The organism is Streptomyces sp. NPDC048370 (assembly GCF_043200825.1).
GTDB lineage: Bacteria > Actinomycetota > Actinomycetes > Streptomycetales > Streptomycetaceae > Streptomyces.
Window position 1 is genome coordinate 162,367 of record NZ_JBICYI010000004.1, and the last position, 15,495, is coordinate 177,861.

At 73.2% G+C, this 15,495-nt stretch carries 14 protein-coding genes and 1 riboswitch; of the genes, 8 read left to right on the forward strand and 6 right to left on the reverse strand.

The genetic code is table 11. The features are described from left to right. Window positions 1-21 precede the first annotated feature (21 nt). The 4 genes from ACGFYP_RS11560 to ACGFYP_RS11575 all read right to left on the reverse strand — a co-directional run bounded on the left by ACGFYP_RS11560 (window position 22) and on the right by ACGFYP_RS11575 (window position 3,065). The gene (locus tag ACGFYP_RS11560; protein ID WP_361969134.1) at window positions 22-561 is read right to left on the reverse strand and encodes a hypothetical protein; all 540 of its coding nucleotides are present in this window, start codon (window positions 559-561) and stop codon (window positions 22-24) included. A 102-nt stretch (window positions 562-663) separates the two neighbouring features. Continuing rightward, a complete protein-coding gene (locus tag ACGFYP_RS11565; protein ID WP_393489909.1) occupies window positions 664-1,293 on the reverse strand; it encodes a hypothetical protein in 630 nt (209 codons plus the stop codon). 69 nt (window positions 1,294-1,362) lie between these two features. Next, window positions 1,363-1,596, reverse strand: a complete 234-nt coding sequence (locus tag ACGFYP_RS11570) for a ferredoxin (RefSeq protein WP_393489912.1) — start codon at window positions 1,594-1,596, stop codon at window positions 1,363-1,365. After that, a complete protein-coding gene (locus ACGFYP_RS11575; protein ID WP_393489915.1) occupies window positions 1,596-3,065 on the reverse strand; it encodes an aldehyde dehydrogenase in 1,470 nt (489 codons plus the stop codon). Before ACGFYP_RS11575 ends, ACGFYP_RS11570 begins: the two co-directional genes overlap by 1 nt. Window positions 3,066-3,216: 151 nt before the next feature. Between ACGFYP_RS11575 and ACGFYP_RS11580 the strand changes: the two genes are divergently transcribed. Both ACGFYP_RS11580 and ACGFYP_RS11585 read left to right on the forward strand, forming a co-directional pair. Continuing rightward, a complete protein-coding gene (locus ACGFYP_RS11580) occupies window positions 3,217-3,867 on the forward strand; it encodes a histone deacetylase (RefSeq protein WP_393489918.1) in 651 nt (216 codons plus the stop codon). Between the two features lie 109 nt (window positions 3,868-3,976). Beyond that, window positions 3,977-5,017, forward strand: a complete 1,041-nt coding sequence (locus ACGFYP_RS11585) for an MBL fold metallo-hydrolase (protein WP_393489921.1) — start codon at window positions 3,977-3,979, stop codon at window positions 5,015-5,017. A gap of 60 nt (window positions 5,018-5,077) precedes the next feature. Here the strand turns inward: ACGFYP_RS11585 and ACGFYP_RS11590 are convergent, their stop codons facing one another. Continuing rightward, entirely contained in the window at window positions 5,078-6,727 is a 1,650-nt protein-coding gene (locus ACGFYP_RS11590; protein WP_393489924.1) for a serine/threonine-protein kinase, read from the reverse strand. 164 nt (window positions 6,728-6,891) lie between these two features. Beyond that, a riboswitch (cobalamin riboswitch) is annotated at window positions 6,892-6,984 on the forward strand. A 179-nt stretch (window positions 6,985-7,163) separates the two neighbouring features. Here ACGFYP_RS11590 and ACGFYP_RS11595 point away from each other — a divergent pair. From ACGFYP_RS11595 to ACGFYP_RS11620, 6 genes are all read left to right on the forward strand, one after another. Then, complete coding sequence (locus tag ACGFYP_RS11595; protein ID WP_393489927.1) at window positions 7,164-8,429, forward strand: prenyltransferase/squalene oxidase repeat-containing protein; 1,266 nt, start codon at window positions 7,164-7,166, stop codon at window positions 8,427-8,429. Further along, window positions 8,426-9,148 carry an SCO2322 family protein gene (locus ACGFYP_RS11600; protein WP_393489930.1) on the forward strand — a complete coding sequence of 241 codons (723 nt, stop codon included), beginning with the start codon at window positions 8,426-8,428 and terminating at the stop codon, window positions 9,146-9,148. The genes ACGFYP_RS11595 and ACGFYP_RS11600 overlap by 4 nt, the downstream gene beginning before the upstream one ends. Continuing rightward, window positions 9,145-10,266, forward strand: coding sequence for an energy-coupling factor transporter transmembrane component T (locus ACGFYP_RS11605; protein WP_393489933.1), 1,122 nt, complete (start codon window positions 9,145-9,147; stop codon window positions 10,264-10,266). The genes ACGFYP_RS11600 and ACGFYP_RS11605 overlap by 4 nt, the downstream gene beginning before the upstream one ends. Continuing rightward, entirely contained in the window at window positions 10,263-12,386 is a 2,124-nt protein-coding gene (locus ACGFYP_RS11610; RefSeq protein ID WP_393489936.1) for an ATP-binding cassette domain-containing protein, read from the forward strand. The genes ACGFYP_RS11605 and ACGFYP_RS11610 overlap by 4 nt, the downstream gene beginning before the upstream one ends. Continuing rightward, entirely contained in the window at window positions 12,383-13,270 is an 888-nt protein-coding gene (locus ACGFYP_RS11615; RefSeq protein WP_393489940.1) for an ECF transporter S component, read from the forward strand. Before ACGFYP_RS11610 ends, ACGFYP_RS11615 begins: the two co-directional genes overlap by 4 nt. Before the next feature lie 308 nt (window positions 13,271-13,578). Further along, window positions 13,579-13,980 (forward strand): transglycosylase SLT domain-containing protein, encoded by a 402-nt coding sequence (locus ACGFYP_RS11620; protein ID WP_361969176.1) that lies wholly within the window; start codon window positions 13,579-13,581, stop codon window positions 13,978-13,980. Between the two features lie 196 nt (window positions 13,981-14,176). Here the strand turns inward: ACGFYP_RS11620 and ACGFYP_RS11625 are convergent, their stop codons facing one another. Beyond that, window positions 14,177-15,355 (reverse strand): steroid 3-ketoacyl-CoA thiolase, encoded by a 1,179-nt coding sequence (locus tag ACGFYP_RS11625; protein ID WP_393489947.1) that lies wholly within the window; start codon window positions 15,353-15,355, stop codon window positions 14,177-14,179. Window positions 15,356-15,495: the final 140 nt, after the last annotated feature.

Here is a 15,495-nt window from a genome sequence, read left to right on the forward strand (position 1 = left end):
CGGCTGTCGCTACTGTTCCTGCTACGGCTTCTTGTTCTTCTCCAGGTCGGCCTTGAACAGCGCCTCGCACTTCGAGGAGTTGTCCGTGCCGATGAACATCACGATGGCGAACCCGGCGGCGCCGTGGTTGCTTGCCTTGAGCGACCAACCGCCCTTGTTCAGGGTCTTGACGGAGGAGCCGGACTGCTCGGTGCTCTGGCCTTCCTTCCAGCCCCCACCGGTCAGCGCCGTCACCGTGGCGTCGTAGGACTTCTTCGGGTCCGCCGCCTTCTCCGCGTCGGGCGTCCAGGAGACCATGCACTCCTTGAGCCCGGCCGGGACGTCCTCGCCCGAGGAGTCCCGGACGAAGCCCGCCGCCGTGGCCGCGGTCTCGATCTCCTTCTCCACCTCGGCCGCGGTGGGGCTGTCGCCGCCGCCCGCCTCCGCGCCGCCGGTCGTGGAGCCCGAGGAGGAGGCGGACGAGCCGCCCTTGTTCTTGCCCGAGCCGCCCTCGCCGCTGCCGCAACCCGCGACCAGCAGCACCACACCGGCGGCCGCGGCCACCATCTTCGCCTTGCGCACCGTTCTCCCAATCCTGGGTGCACGCGGGCCTGTTGCCCCCGTGATCAGGGGAAGATTTTTGCACGTGAGAACGGTCCGGGCCGCCACGCCCGGCCGCCCGCCCTACAGCCCCTCCTGGTTCAGGATCAACTCCCACTCCCGCTTGGTGAACCGGTTCATGCAGGCGTCCTCGGAGGCCTGGAAGGACACCATGTCCACGGATCCCAGGTCGTGGTGCCGACCCATCAGCGTCCAGCCGCTCTTCTTGAGCGTGATGCTGACGGTGCTGCTCTTCGCGTCGGCCTTGTCGTCGGCCTTCGCGTCGGCCTTGTCCTCGCGCCGGTCCGTCGTCACCCGCCAGCCCCGCTTCAGCAGTTCGGCGGTGGTCGCGTCGAACTTCCCCCGGGGATCGTCGATTTCGCGGAGCTCCACGTCGGCGCTCATCCAGTGCGCCGAACACGCCGCGGCCCGCGCCTTGAGCCTGTCCCTCTCCGTGGACGAACCGGTCGGCGTGGTGGACGGCACCGGCTCGGGCCGCCCGGACGCCGGCAGACCGGCCGCGGCCGTGGCCCCGTCGATGTCGGCCTGCGCCGCGGCCCGCCCGAACGCTGCGGGCCCGGCTGACGTTTCCGGCGTGGCCGGCGTGGCCGGTTTCTGCTGGGGGGCCGCCTGCCCCGCGGAGTCGCAACCGGTCACGAGCACTGCCGCGACCGCCGCGACCACCGCCGGAGAAGTCCACCAGGTCCTTCGCATGTCCCCCACCCCTGTCGAACGTGTGCCGCAGGAGTGTCACACACGCCTCGGGCTCGGAGCCCGGGGGCCTCACTCCTCGGGCGGGAAGACCGGTTCCCCGCCGTCGAGCAGGGTGATCAGGATGGCCTCCACCGGGCAGCCCTCGGCCGCCGCGAGCACCCGCTCGTTCGCGTCGGACTCCGGTTCGCGCGGGTGGGACTGGCGAGCCGAGTCGAGCCGGAAGCCGTCCGGGGCGTGGTTGACGCACATGCCGGAGCCGATGCAGACGCTCCGGTCGACCTCCACGTGCCAGCGGTCGCCCATCAGGCACCACCCGGACCCTCGTACCCGGCCGGCAGGTGGATCATCTTGTGCTCCAGGTACTCGCCGAAGCCCTCGGGGCCGAACTCGCGCCCCAGGCCGGAGTTCTTGTAGCCGCCGAACGGGCCGAGCATGTCCAGGCTGAAGGTGTTGATGTTGAAGGTGCCCGTGCGGACCTGCCGGGCGAAGTCGATGCCGTGCTCCACGTCCCCGGTCCAGACGCTGCCGCTGAGCCCGAAGTCGGAGTCGTTGGCGATGCGCAGGGCCTCGCTCTCGTCCCCGTACGGGAGGAGGCAGACGACCGGCCCGAAGATCTCCTCGCGGGCGATCCGCATCGAGTTCTCGACCCCGCCGAAGAGGGTCGGCTCGACGTACCAGCCGCGGTCGAGGCCGGCCGGGCGGCCGCCGCCGGTCAGGACCTTGGCGCCCTCGTCCTGGCCGAGCTTGATGTAGTCGAGGGAGCGCTGCCGCTGCCGCTGGGCGACGAGCGGGCCGACCTGGGTGGCCGGGTCGAGCGGGTCGCCGACCACCAGGGCACCCGCGGCGGCGGCGAACGCCTCGGCGATCTCGTCGTACCGGCTGCGCGGGGCGAGGATACGGGTCTGGGCGACGCAGGCCTGGCCGTTGTTCATCCAGGCGGCCGGCACGATCCCGGCGACCGTGGCGGCCAGGTCGGCGTCGGGGAGGATGACGGCGGCGGACTTGCCGCCGAGTTCGAGGGTGACGCGGGTGAGGTTGCGGGAGGCGACCTCCATCACGCGCTTGCCGGCCGCGACCGAACCGGTGAAGGAGACCTTGTCGACGCCCGGGTGGCCGACCAGGTACTCGCTGACCTCGCGGTCGGCGGGCAGGATCGACAGCACGCCTTCGGGGAGCCCGGCCTCGGTCGCGATCTCGGCGAGGATGTACGAGTCGAGGGGCGACTCGGGCGAGGGCTTGAGGATCACCGTGCAGCCGGCGAGCAGCGCGGGCCCGAGCTTGGCGGCGGCGGTGAACTGCGGGACGTTCCACGGCACGACCGCCGCGACGACGCCGACCGGCTCCCGCCGCACCATGATCGGCCCGAGGACCCCGGCGCGCCTGCTCTCGTACGGGAACTCGCGGGCGATGGTGATCGCCGCGTCCCAGACCATCATGGCGCCGAGCGCCTGGGCGAGGACGCTCCAGGAGTACGGGGAGCCGTTCTGGGAGCTGATGGACCGGGCGATCTCCTCGTGCCGTACGGCGATGGCGTCCTTGATCCGCCCGACGACCTCGATCCGCTCCTCGACCGTCATCCGGGGCCAGGGCCCGTTGTCGAACGCCTCGCGGGCGGCGGCGACGGCCCGGTCGACGTCGGCCCGGGAGGCGTGCGGCACCCGGCCGATGACCTCCTCGGTGTGCGGCGAGATCACCTCGATGACGTCACCGCCCGCCGGGTCGGTCAACTCCCCGCCGATGTACAGCTTTCCGTGCTCCACAAGCTCGGTCATGACCGACTGCCTCCCGGAACCCGCGATGTTTCTGACTGTGTATCAGAACTGATACCAGTTCTAGTTATAGTGGGCAATGCTCAGGACGAGATGGGCCCCCACCAGCCGCTTTGCCGCTGGTGAGGGCAGACGCGCCACGGAGGGCCGTGCGATGGGCGAGCAGCCGCAGCGGATCTGGTACGCCTCGTACGGCTCCAACATGCACCTGACCCGGCTGAACCACTACATCGCCGGCGGCCGCCCGCCCGGCGCGGGGCGCACGTACCCGGGGTGCCGCGACAGGACGCCTCCTTCGAGGTCGGTCGCCCTCACCCTCCCCGGACAGGTCTACTTCGCGACCGAGTCCGCGGTCTGGACGGGCGGCCGGGCGTTCTACGACGCCGGCGCGGACGGCGTCGCGTGGGGCGTCGCGCACCTCGTCACGGCCGAGCAGTTCTCCGACATCGTGGCGCAGGAGATGTACCGGGATCCCGGCGTGGGCGCGGACCTCGATCTGACGGCGGTTCTCGCCGACGGGCGGTTCGAGTGGGGGCCGGGGAGATACGAGACGCTCGTGCGCGCGGGCGTCCTCGACGGCGTACCGGTCCTCACGTTCACCGCGCCGTGGCGGATGGCGGACGTCACCCTGCGTCAGCCGTCCGCCGACTACCTGCGCCACCTCGCGGACGGCCTGCGCGCGTCGGCGGCGTGGAGCGTCGAGGCGATCGCGGAGTACCTCGCCACGCGCCCCGGCGCGCTGGGGCACTGGACCCCCGCCGCCGTTGCCGCGCTCATCGACGAGGAGGACGGCTCTCGCGAGTGACCCTTGACACCCGACTCCGGCCCTCCCGCCCATTCTGACTGATCGTCAGTTCTCGTTATAGTAGCCATGGTCGAGCAAGCGCCTTGCCGTCGCGGAGAGATGAGGGCCCATGAGCCAGGTGACCGAACACGGCGGAGGCGTCTGGTCGATCCGGGTCCCCATCCCGGACAACCCCCTCGGGCACACCCTGGTCCACGTCCTCGACACCGACCGGGGGCCCGTACTGATCGACACCGGCTGGGACGATCCGGCGTCCTGGACCGAACTGGCCGACGGTCTCGTCGCGTTGGGGACCTCCGTACGGGACGTGCACGGAGTCGTCATCACCCACCACCACCCCGACCACCACGGCCTGTCGGGGCAGGTCCGCGAGGCGTCCGGGGCGTGGATCGCGATGCACGCCGCCGACACCGCCGTCGTCCGCCGCACCCGTGAGTCCGAGCCCGGTACGTGGCTCGACTACCTCGCCCGCAAGCTGGCCGCCGTCGGCGCGCCCGAGGAACACACCGCGCCGCTCCTCGCCGCCCGGGCCTCCGGCCGCCGCGCGAGCACCCTGCCCGGGCTGCGCTCCGCCCTGCCCGACCGCGAGATCGTCCCCGGCGAACTCCTCGACCTCGCCGGCCGCCGCCTGCGCGCGATCTGGACCCCCGGCCACACCCCCGGCCACGTCTGCCTGCACCTGGAGGAGGAACACCCCGCCCGACTTCCCGGGCACGGCCGGCTCTTCTCCGGCGACCATCTGCTGCCCGGGATCTCCCCACACATCGGCCTCTACGAGGACCCGGACGATGCCTCCGACACCGACCCCCTCGGCGACTACCTGGACTCGCTGGAGCGGATCGGCCGGCTCGGCGTCGCCGAGGTGCTCCCCGCCCACCAGTACGCCTTCGCCGACGCGGCCGGGCGGGTACGGGAGCTGCTCGACCACCACGAGGAGCGGCTGACCGGGCTCCTCGACCTCCTCGCGACCCCGCTCACCCCCTGGCAGCTCGCCGAGCGCATGGAGTGGAACCGCCCCTGGGACCAGATCCCGTACGGCTCCCGGCACATCGCGGTCAGCGAGGCCGAGGCGCATGTGCGCCGGCTCGTGAAGCTGGGCCGTGCGGAGGCCGTGACGGGTACGGAGCCGGTGACGTACGTGGCGGTGTGAGGCCGGGGGTGGGCGCGGCCCCGGGTGCCGGGTGCCGGGTGCCGGGTGCCGGGTCCCCCCTCAGGCTCTGGCGATACGGAGAGCTGACGCCCCGATGATCAGCGGAGCCGTACCGCCGCCGAGGACCATCATGGGGAGGGCCACCCACCACAGGTAGTGCTGGCCGCCGGCGTCCATGTACTCCGTGCCGTTGTGGACGAACATGAACCACAGCACGTGCAGGACGCTCATCACGCACAGCGCGATCCAGAAGAGACCGACACCCGCCGACCACAGCCGCACCGTGCCGGGCCGGACGGTCAGCAGGCGCCGCCGGTAGGAGTGGAGCCCCACCATGGCGGCGACCAGGAGCAGGGTGCCGGGGACGCGCCACCAGTCGTTCATCGCCCACCGGAAGGGGCCCTGCTGCTGGTCCGAGACGGAGGGGTACCGGACGGCCCGGTCCATGAGGTCGACCCCGCCGAAGAGGAAGACCGCCATCGGGACCAGGAAGAACAGTCCGTACAGCGGCCTGCCGAGCCCGGTCGTCAGGGCCTTGACGGCGCGCGCCCGAGCGGACGACGGCCCCGACGCGGCCCGCGCGCGCGGCACCGTCCCGGCCCCGGCCCCGCGACCGGTCGTGCCTCGGTCCGGAAGGACCGCTGTGGGCGGTGGAGTGGTGCGCGGGGCGCTCGGGGGCAGGACGGTGGTGACGCGTTCCGCCGACTCCGTGGCAGCGGCCGGTTCCGCCACCGCCCCGGAGGCCGACTCCGCCTCCGTCCCCTCCCCCGCCTCCGTCTCCGTCTCTTCCTCCGCCTCCGCGTTGAGCAGCTCCTCGGCCTTCTGCGCGATCGCGGCGATGACCGGCCCCGGAAGCCAGGAGCCGCTGGACGCCCCTTGCCCGGCGGATCCGGCGGATCCGGCGGATCCGGCGGATCCGCCGGCCTCGTCGGCGACGGCGGCCAGTTCGGCGACCGTCGGGCGGTCCTCGGGGCGCTTGGCCAGGCAGTGCCGCGCCAGCTCCCCGAAGCGGCCGTCGACCCCGTCGAGGTCCGGCTCGTGGTGCACCAGGCGGTAGAGCAGCTCGGCGACCGAACCGCCGCCGAACGGCCCGCGTCCGGTGGCCGCGAAGGCCAGGACCGCGCCGAGCGAGAAGACGTCCGCGGCCGAGGAGATCTCCTTCCCCTCCGCCTGCTCGGGCGACATGAAGCCGGGCGACCCGACCACCAGACCCGTTCCGGTCAGCGCCGTCTCGTCGGCCGAGCGCGCGATGCCGAAGTCGATGAGCAGCGGTCCCGACTGCGCGAGCAGGACGTTGGACGGCTTGACGTCCCGGTGCACCAGGCCCGCCCGGTGCACCCCGTCCAGCGCGTGCGCGAGGCCGGACAGGAGCCGCCACAGGGCGTCCTGGGGCAGCGGCCCGTGGGCGATCACGGCCTCGGAGAGCGCGGGCCCGGGAACGTACGCGGTCGCGAGCCAGGGCACCGCCGCCTCCGGATCCGCGTCCAGGACGGGTACGGTCCCCGCGCCCCGTAACGACTGGGCGGCCCTGACCTCGCGGGCGAAGCGCCTGCGGAAACCGGGGTCACCGGCCAGCGCGCCGTGCACCACCTTGAGCGCGACCGTCCGCCCGCCCGGCGAGCGGCCGAGATAGACGCAGCCCATGCCGCCCTCCCCCAGGCGGTAGAGCAACCGGTACGCGCCCACCCGACGCGGATCGGTCTCGTTCAACGGCCGCATTCCGCACCCCCGTGAGACGCCGTCCTCGCGAACAGCGGTCAGCATGGCACAGCGGGCCCGCACCCCGGCAGCGAGCGTGTGAGACCCCTCGCACCCACCCGGTCGGGCCGTGTACGGGCCGGTAGAGTGTGCGAGTCGTCATCACACCCGTACGGGGGGAAGCCGGTGCAAATCCGGCACTGACCCGCAACCGTGACCGTCCCTCGGAACGCCGCAAGGTACTGGAAGGCCGAAGAGCCGGAAGGCCCCAAGGCCCCCAAGGCCCGCAAGGCCCCGCGAGGCCCTCAAGGCCGAAGGCCCAGCCTCCGAAGGACGGCAGTCGGAATGCCCCGCCCGGGACGTGACCGCCGGCACCGTCGAGGAATACGGAGCCGAGCCTGGTGCCTCAACGTGCCGGTGCCCGGCCGCAGGAGAGGCCACCACACGCATGACCATCGTCCGCCGCGGCGCAGCCGCACTCGCAGCCGCAGCGGTGCTCTGCACCGGCATGGCCCCCGTCGCGTTCGCCGCCCCCTCCCCCTCCGCGACCCCCGCGCCCACGATCCCCGCCGGTCTGTACGGCACGAAGGACCCGACGTACGACGGCGTGTGGCGCCAGTCGCTCGCGTTCGTCGCCCAGACGAGCAGCGGTGTGCAGCCCGCCGACGAGGCCGTGGCCTGGCTGACGACGCAGCAGTGCGACAACGGCGCCTTCGCCTCCTACCGCCCGGACCCGGCGAAGCCCTGTGACCCGGCCACCATGCTGGACACCAACGCCACCGCCGTCGCCGTCCAGGCGCTCGCCGCGGTCAAGCGCGCCGGCGCGGACCCGGAGGCGCTGGGCAAGGCCGCCGAGTCCGGTGCGAGCTGGCTGAAGGGCGTACAGAACAAGGACGGCGGCTGGGGCTACAACCCCGGCAGCCCCAGCGACGCCAACTCGACCTCGATCGTCGTCAGCGCGCTCATCGCACTCGGCCAGAAGCCCGGCGAGGTGAAGTCCGCCGAGGGCAGGACCCCGTACGACGCCCTGCTCCCCCTCGCCCTGCCCTGTTCCACCAAGGAGGGCCCGGGCGCCTTCGCGTACCAGCCCGACAAGGACGGCAAGCTGCTCGCGAACGCCGACGCCACCGCCGCCGCGACCCTCGCGGGGCTCGGCAAGGGCATCACCGCGCGCGGTGTGGAGCCCCAGCAGACCCCGGCCTGCACGGCCGAGGCGAAGCCCACGATCAACCGGGCCGCGCTCAACGGCGCCTCCTACCTCGCCGCCGCGCTCGCGAAGACCGGCCACCTGAACACCCCGCCGATGCCGGGCGCCACCGACCCGACGGAGCTGCCCGACCACGGCAACACCGCCGACGCCGTCGTCGCGCTCGCCACCGCCGGTGCCCTGAAGGAGGCCTCCGGCGCGCTGACCTGGCTCCAGCAGAACTCCGCCGCCTGGGCGAAGGAGAGCGGCCCCGCCGCGTACGCGCAGCTGATCCTGGCCGCGAACGCCATGCGCGTCGACCCGACCGCCTTCGGTTCGACCGACCTCCTCAAGGAGCTGGCCGCCACAGGACCCGCGCCGAAGGCCTCGTCGTCCCCCACGGCGAAGGCGGGCGACAAGGCCGCCGCCTCCGACTCCTCCGACACCACCGACCTGTGGTGGATCATCGGCATCGGCGCGGTCGTCGGCATCGGGATCGGCTTCCTGCTGAGCGGGCGCCGGAAGTGAGGTCCTCCCGGCTCTTCGGGGCGGCCGCCTCCGTGGCGCTGACGCTCGCCGTCGCCGCACCCGCCCAGGCCGCCGGCTACCGGTACTGGTCGTACTGGGAGGGCGACGGCGGCGCGAAGTGGGCGTACGCGACGCAGGGCCCGGCGACCGCCCGACCCTCCGACGGCGACGCGATCGGCTTCCGCTTCGCGGTCAGCGAGGACGCGAACGACGCCGCGCGCCCCTCCACCGCGCCCGACTTCACGGGGATCTGCGGCGGTACGGAAGCGAAGGCCGGCACCAAGCGGGTGGCGGTCGTCGTGGACTTCGGCACCCCGCAGGACGCCCCGCGGGGAGAGAAGCCGCCCACGCCTGCGGTCAGGACCGGCTGCGCGCAGGTCCGGGAGGACGCGACGGGCGCGGAGGCGCTGGCCGCGGTGGCGAAGCCGCTGCGGTACGACAGCGCGGCGCTGCTGTGCGGGATCGCCGGGTACCCGGCGAAGGGCTGCGGCGAGCAGGTCGCGGAGACGAACCCGCCGAAGAGCGAGAGCCGGCCCACGGCGTCGCCCTCCCCACAGGGGAAGGCCGACGGGACGGGGGACGGGACCGGGACCGGGGACGCGGCCGGGGACGGGACCGGAGAGGACGACGGCGGGCCGTCCGTCGGGATCCTGGTGGGCGGGGCCGCCGTGCTCGTGCTCGGGGGCGCCGCGCTCTGGAAGGCACGCCGCCGCGCATGATCCGTGCCCCCGAGGCGAGCCGTTCCAACGCGCTGCACGCGGGCGCCTGGTGGATCTGGGCGCTCGGCCTGGCCGTCGCCGCCTCCCGTACCACCAACCCGCTGCTCCTCGGCCTGATCGTCGCGGTCGCGGGCTATGTCGTCGCGGCCCGCCGTACGGACGCCCCGTGGGCGCGTTCGTACGGGGCGTTCGTGAAGCTGGGCCTGTTCGTGGTGGCCCTGCGGGTGGTGTTCTCCGTGGTGCTCGGCTCGGCGATCCCGGGGACCGTGGAGCTGTTCACGCTCCCCGAGGTGCCGATGCCGGAGTGGGCGCAGGGCGTGCGGATCGGCGGCCGGGTGACAGCGGAGCAGGTGGTCTTCGCGGTCTACGACGGGGCCAAGCTGGCGACCCTGCTGATCTGCGTGGGCGCGGCGAACGCGCTCGCGAACCCGGCGCGGCTGCTCAAGTCGCTGCCGGGCGCGCTGTACGAGGCGGGGGTCGCCGTCGTCGTGGCGATGACCTTCGCGCCGAACATGGTGGCCGACGTGGTGCGGCTGCGGACCGCCCGGCGGCTGCGCGGTCGCCCGACGGGCGGGGTGCGGGCGGTACTCCAGATCGGGCTGCCGGTCCTGGAGGGCGCGCTGGAGCGTTCGATCGCGGTGGCGGCCTCGATGGACGCGCGCGGCTACGGCCGCACGGCTCAGGTGCCGCCCGCCGTACGGCGGACGACGAACCTGCTCACGCTGGGCGGGCTGCTCGGCGTGTGCGCCGGTTCGTACGGCCTGCTGGCGGCGGAGGGCGCGGGGTACGGGCTTCCACTGGTCGTCGCCGGGCTCGTCGCGGCCATGGCGGGCCTCCGCCTCGGCGGCCGACGGGCGGCACGGACCCGGTACCGCCCGGACCGGTGGGGCGCACGGGCCTGGCTGGTGGCCGGGTCGGGCGTGGCGGTGGCGGCGCTGATGATCTGGGCGAACGGCTACGCGTACGAGGAGCTGCACCCCGGCGTCGTACCGCTCGAGGCGCCGGAGCTTCCGCTGTGGCCGGCGGTGTCGTTGCTGGTGGGCCTGGTGCCGGCGTGGGTGGCGCCGATACCGCCTGCCGCATCCGTATCCGTATCCGTATCGAGGGAGTCGAAGTGATCCGGTTCGAGAACGTCTCGGTGCGGTACGGGGACGAGGCAGCGCCGACGCTCCAGGGCATCGACCTGACGATCCCGGAGGGCGAACTGGTCCTGCTCGTCGGCCCGTCCGGAGTCGGCAAGTCGACACTGCTGGGGGCGGTGTCGGGGCTCGTCCCGCACTTCACGGGCGGCACGCTGACCGGCCGGGTCACGGTCGCGGGCCGGGACACCCGGACGCACAAGCCGCGCGAGCTCGCGGACGTGGTCGGCACGGTCGGCCAGGACCCGCTCGCGCACTTCGTGACGGACACGGTCGAGGACGAACTGGCGTACGGGATGGAGTCCCTGGGCCTGGCTCCCGCGGTGATGCGGCGGCGGGTCGAGGAGACCCTCGACCTGCTCGGGCTCGCGGAGCTGCGGGACCGCCCGATCGCCACGCTCTCCGGCGGGCAGCAGCAGCGGGTGGCGATCGGCTCGGTACTGACCCCGCACCCCGAGGTCCTCGTCCTGGACGAGCCGACGTCGGCGCTGGACCCGGCGGCGGCGGAGGACGTCCTCGCGGTGCTGCAGCGCCTGGTCCACGACCTCGGCACGACGGTCCTGATGGCGGAGCACCGCCTGGAGCGGGTGGTCCAGTACGCGGACCAGGTCCTGCTGCTGCCGGACGGTGTCATGGGCCCGCCCGCCGAGATCATGACGCTCTCGCCGATCCACCCCCCGGTGGTCTCCCTGGGCCGCCTGGCGGGCTGGACCCCGCTCCCCTTGACGGTCCGAGACGCCCGCCGCGCGGCGGGCCCCCTTCGGGACCGCCTGAAGGACCGGCTGCCGAAGACCCCCGCGGGCCGTACCCCGCGGGCCGCCCCGGAGGCCACCCCTGCGAGGCCTCTCCCCCACCCCACCGCGCAGGCCCCCCCTGCGGGGCCTCTCCCTCGTCCCACCGCGCAGGCCGCCCCTGCGGGGCCTCTCCCCCACCCCGCCCCTTCCCGAAACCGGGGGCTCCGCCCCCGGCCCCCCGGTCCTCAAACGCCGGACGGGCTGAATTCGCACACCTCCCCCACGCGCGGCGAAGCCGCCGCGGAGGAGGCAGGGCGGGAGGCGCACGGGCGGCGCGAAGCCGCCGCGGAGCAGGCGGGGCTGGAGGCGATGGCCCCCGGTGACCACGGGGCCACCAGCCCCCGGCAGGGTCAGGACACCTCCACCCCGCGAGCCGAAGCGGAGGCGACCGGACGGCGCGAAGCCGCCGCGCAGCAGGGCCCGGGGGCGCCGGCCCCCGGTGAGCAGCCCGCCACCAGCCCCCGGCAGGGTTTCGGGAAGGGGTGGGGTGGGGGAATCTCCCTCTTCCGGCGGCGGCCCACCCGCGCCGGCGGCGACGCGACCCCGCCCCCCACCCACCCCCTCGTCGACGTCCGCGCCCTCGGTGTCCGCCGCGGCCGCGTCGAGGCGCTGCGGCGCGTCGAGCTCCAGGTCGGCCCCGGCGAGACCGTCGCGCTCATGGGGCGTAACGGAGCCGGCAAGTCCACGCTGCTCAGCGCGCTCGTCGGCATCGTCGAGCCCACCTCCGGCACCGCCCTCGTCGCCGGCCGCACCCCGCACCGCACCGACCCCCGCGAGCTGATCCGCCACGTCGGTCTCGTGCCGCAGGAGCCCCGCGACCTGCTGTACGCGGACACGGTCGGCGCCGAGTGTTCCGCCGCCGACACCGACGCCGGCGCCATCCCCGGGACCTGCCGGGCGCTGGTGTCCGAGCTGCTGCCGGGCGTGGCCGACGACACGCACCCCCGCGACCTCTCCGAGGGCCAGCGGCTCGCCCTCGCGCTCGCCGTCGTCCTCACAGGCCGCCCCCCGCTCCTCCTCCTCGACGAGCCGACCCGTGGTCTCGACTACGCCGCCAAGGCCCGGCTCGTCGCCCATCTGCGCGATCTCGCCGCCACCGGCCACGCGATCGTGCTTGCCACGCACGACGTGGAGCTGGCCGCCGAGCTTGCGCACCGGGTGGTGATCCTGGCAGGCGGCGAGGTCGTCGCGGACGGCCCGACGGCCGAGGTCGTCGTCTCCTCCCCCGCCTTCTCCCCGCAGGTCGCCAAGATCCTCGCCCCACAGCCCTGGCTCACCGTCGAGCAGGTCAGGGAGGCCCTGTGAAGCCCCCGGCCGACCCCACCAACCCCGGCCCCATCAACCCCACCCGCCCCATCCGCCTCGGCGTCCGCTCCATCGCCGCCCTCTCCCTCGTCTCCCTCGTCGGACTGATCGCCGTCGGCTGGCCCCTCCTCGCGGACAGTGACTCCGCCGTCACCACGCACGCCGCCGACGCCCCCTGGTTCTTCGCCGCCCTCCTGCCCCTCCTGATCGCGGTCGTCGTCGCGACGATCGCCGACTCCGGCATGGACGCGAAGGCCGTCGCCATGCTGGGTGTACTCGCGGCCGTCGGCGCGGCGCTGCGCCCGCTCGGGGCGGGTACGGCCGGTCTGGAGCCGATGTTCTTCCTCATGGTGCTGAGCGGCCGGGTCCTCGGACCAGGCTTCGGCTTCGTCCTCGGGGCCGTCACGATGTTCGCGTCCGCCCTGCTCACGGGCGGTGTGGGCCCCTGGATGCCGGTCCAGATGCTGGCCATGGGCTGGTTCACCATGGGCGCGGGTCTGCTGCCGGGCGCGGCCGGAACGGGGATCCGGGGTCGGGGCGAGCTGCTGATGCTGTCGGCGTACGGGTTCGTGGCGGCGTTCGCGTACGGCACCGTCACCAATCTGTACGGCTGGGTCACGGTCGGCGGCCTCGGCACGGGGGTCTCCTTCCAGCCGGGGGACCCGGTGCACGAGAACCTGGTGCGCTTCCTCGCGTACGTCCTCGCCACCTCCCTCGGCTGGGACCTCGGCCGGGCCTCCCTCACCGTCGTCCTCACCCTCACCGTCGGCGGCACGCTCCTGAAGGCGCTCCGGCGTGCCACGAGGCGCGCGAACTTCGAGGCCCAGGTCACATTCGAGGGCTCGAAAGAGGCCCTCCGGGGTGAGGCGGCCCACAGGACCTAGGTCACGTACGACGTGGAATAGGAGAGGGATAAGACCCTCCTAAATCCCCCCATACACCCTCACGACCTGCGAAAACGCCCCCTCGCCCACCCCCGGGACCTTCGGCGCGGGTCCGACTCCGCTTCGTACCGGGGGTCGTTGCGTCGCCCGTTCAGCCCTGCTTCTCTGGTGGACGTCGCCAGGCAGCAGCGCCCCAGCGCAGCTCCTCGGTCAGGCGGATTCCCCACAGGATCCGGGTTCCCCGGGCTCTGGTTCCGCCTTGCCGAAATCGCCCGGCGCACCCCATGTCCCCGACGTTAGGTCGCTTCGTGTTCCGCTCGCTCTCCCCCCGTGTCTCGTCCCGCAAGAAGTCCCTCGCCGCCACCGCAGCCGTGCTGCTCGGCGCCTCGGGTGCGGTGCTCGGCACGACGTCCACGGCCTCGGCCGCGACTCCCCAGGAGATTGCCAAGCAGATCGTTCCGGCTTCGCAGTACGCGTCGTTCAGCAAGATCGTCTCTCACGAGTCCGGCTGGAACCCCGCCGCCACCAACTCGTCCAGCGGCGCCTACGGTCTGGTCCAGGCCCTCCCGGCCTCGAAGATGTCTTCGGCCGGCTCGGACTGGAAGACCAACCCGGCCACCCAGATCAAGTGGGGCCTCAACTACATGAACGAGCGCTACGGCAGCCCGAACGGCGCCTGGGCCTTCTGGCAGGCCAACGGCTGGTACTAAGAGTCACCCCGAGCCACCCGAGCCACCTGAGTAACCAGAGCCCACAGGCTCTCCGACTCACCCGCTCCCCGGCTCACCGACTCCCAGCCGCCGCACCCCGCGCACCCGCACGGCCCCGTCCTCCTTCCGGAGGAGCGGGGCCTGCGGCGTTTCCGAAACCTTCAGGCGCCCTCAGCACCTTCAGGTGCCCTCAGCCTCAGAGCCTCTGGATGATCGTGCCCGTGGCCAGCGCCCCGCCCGCGCACATCGTGATCAGCGCGAACTCCTTGTCCGCCCGCTCCAGCTCGTGCAGCGCGGTCGTGATCAGGCGGGCCCCGGTGGCCCCCACCGGGTGGCCGAGGGCGATCGCACCGCCGTTGACATTGACCTTCGCGAGCCCGTCCAGGTCCCCCTCGAACTCCTGCGCCCAGCTCAGCACCACCGAGGCGAACGCCTCGTTGATCTCGACGACGTCGATGTCCTTGAGCGACATCCCGGCCTTGCCGAGCACGGCGCGGGTCGCGTCGATAGGGCCGTCGAGGTGGAAGTGCGGGTCGGAACCGACGAGGGCCTGGGCGACGATCCGCGCGCGGGGCTTGAGGCCGAGGGCGCGGGCCGTCCGCCTGGACGCCCACATCAGCGCGCACGCCCCGTCGGAGATCTGCGAGGAGTTCCCGGCGGTGTGGACGGCGGTCGGCATGACCGGCTTGAGCCGGCCGAGCGCCTCCATGCTGGTGTCGCGCAGCCCCTCGTCCCGGTCGACGAGCCGCCACATGCCCTGCCCGGCGGCCTGCTCCTCCTCGGTGGTCGGGACCTGGACGGCGAAGGTCTCGCGCTTGAACCGCTCCTCGGACCAGGCGATCGCGGCCCGTTCCTGGGAGAGCAGACCGAGGGAGTCGACCCGTTCGCGGGTCAGACCACGGCGCCGGGCGATGCGCTCGGCGGCCTCGAACTGGTTGGGCAGGTCGACGTTCCACTCGTCCGGCCAGGGCTTTCCTGGCCCGTGCTTGGAGCCGGAGCCGAGCGGGACGCGGGACATCGCCTCGACGCCGCAGCTGATGCCGATGTCGATGACGCCCGAGGCGATCATGTTGGCGACCATGTGGCTGGCCTGCTGCGAGGAGCCGCACTGGCAGTCGACGGTCGTGGCGGCGGTCTCGTAGGGAAGCCCCATGGTGAGCCAGGCGTTGCGCGCGGGGTTCATGGACTGCTCGCCGGCGTGGGTGACGGTACCGCCGACGATCTGCTCGACGCAGTCGGCCTTGATGCCGGTACGACCGAGGAGTTCACGGTAGGTCTCGCCCAGGAGGTAGGCGGGGTGGAGGTTGGCGAGCGCGCCTCCGCGCTTGCCGATGGGGGTGCGTACTGCTTCGACGATGACGGGTTCCGCGGCCATGAGCTCGTCCTCTCCTCGCCCGGGCGGGGTGTCCCGGCACTCCGCGACGGGGGCGGTACGGGGAACTAGTACGCGTTCTAGTTCTGAGTGAAGTCTTATGACTGCTACCGCCGGTACGCAAGGGTTGTGCACGCACCCGC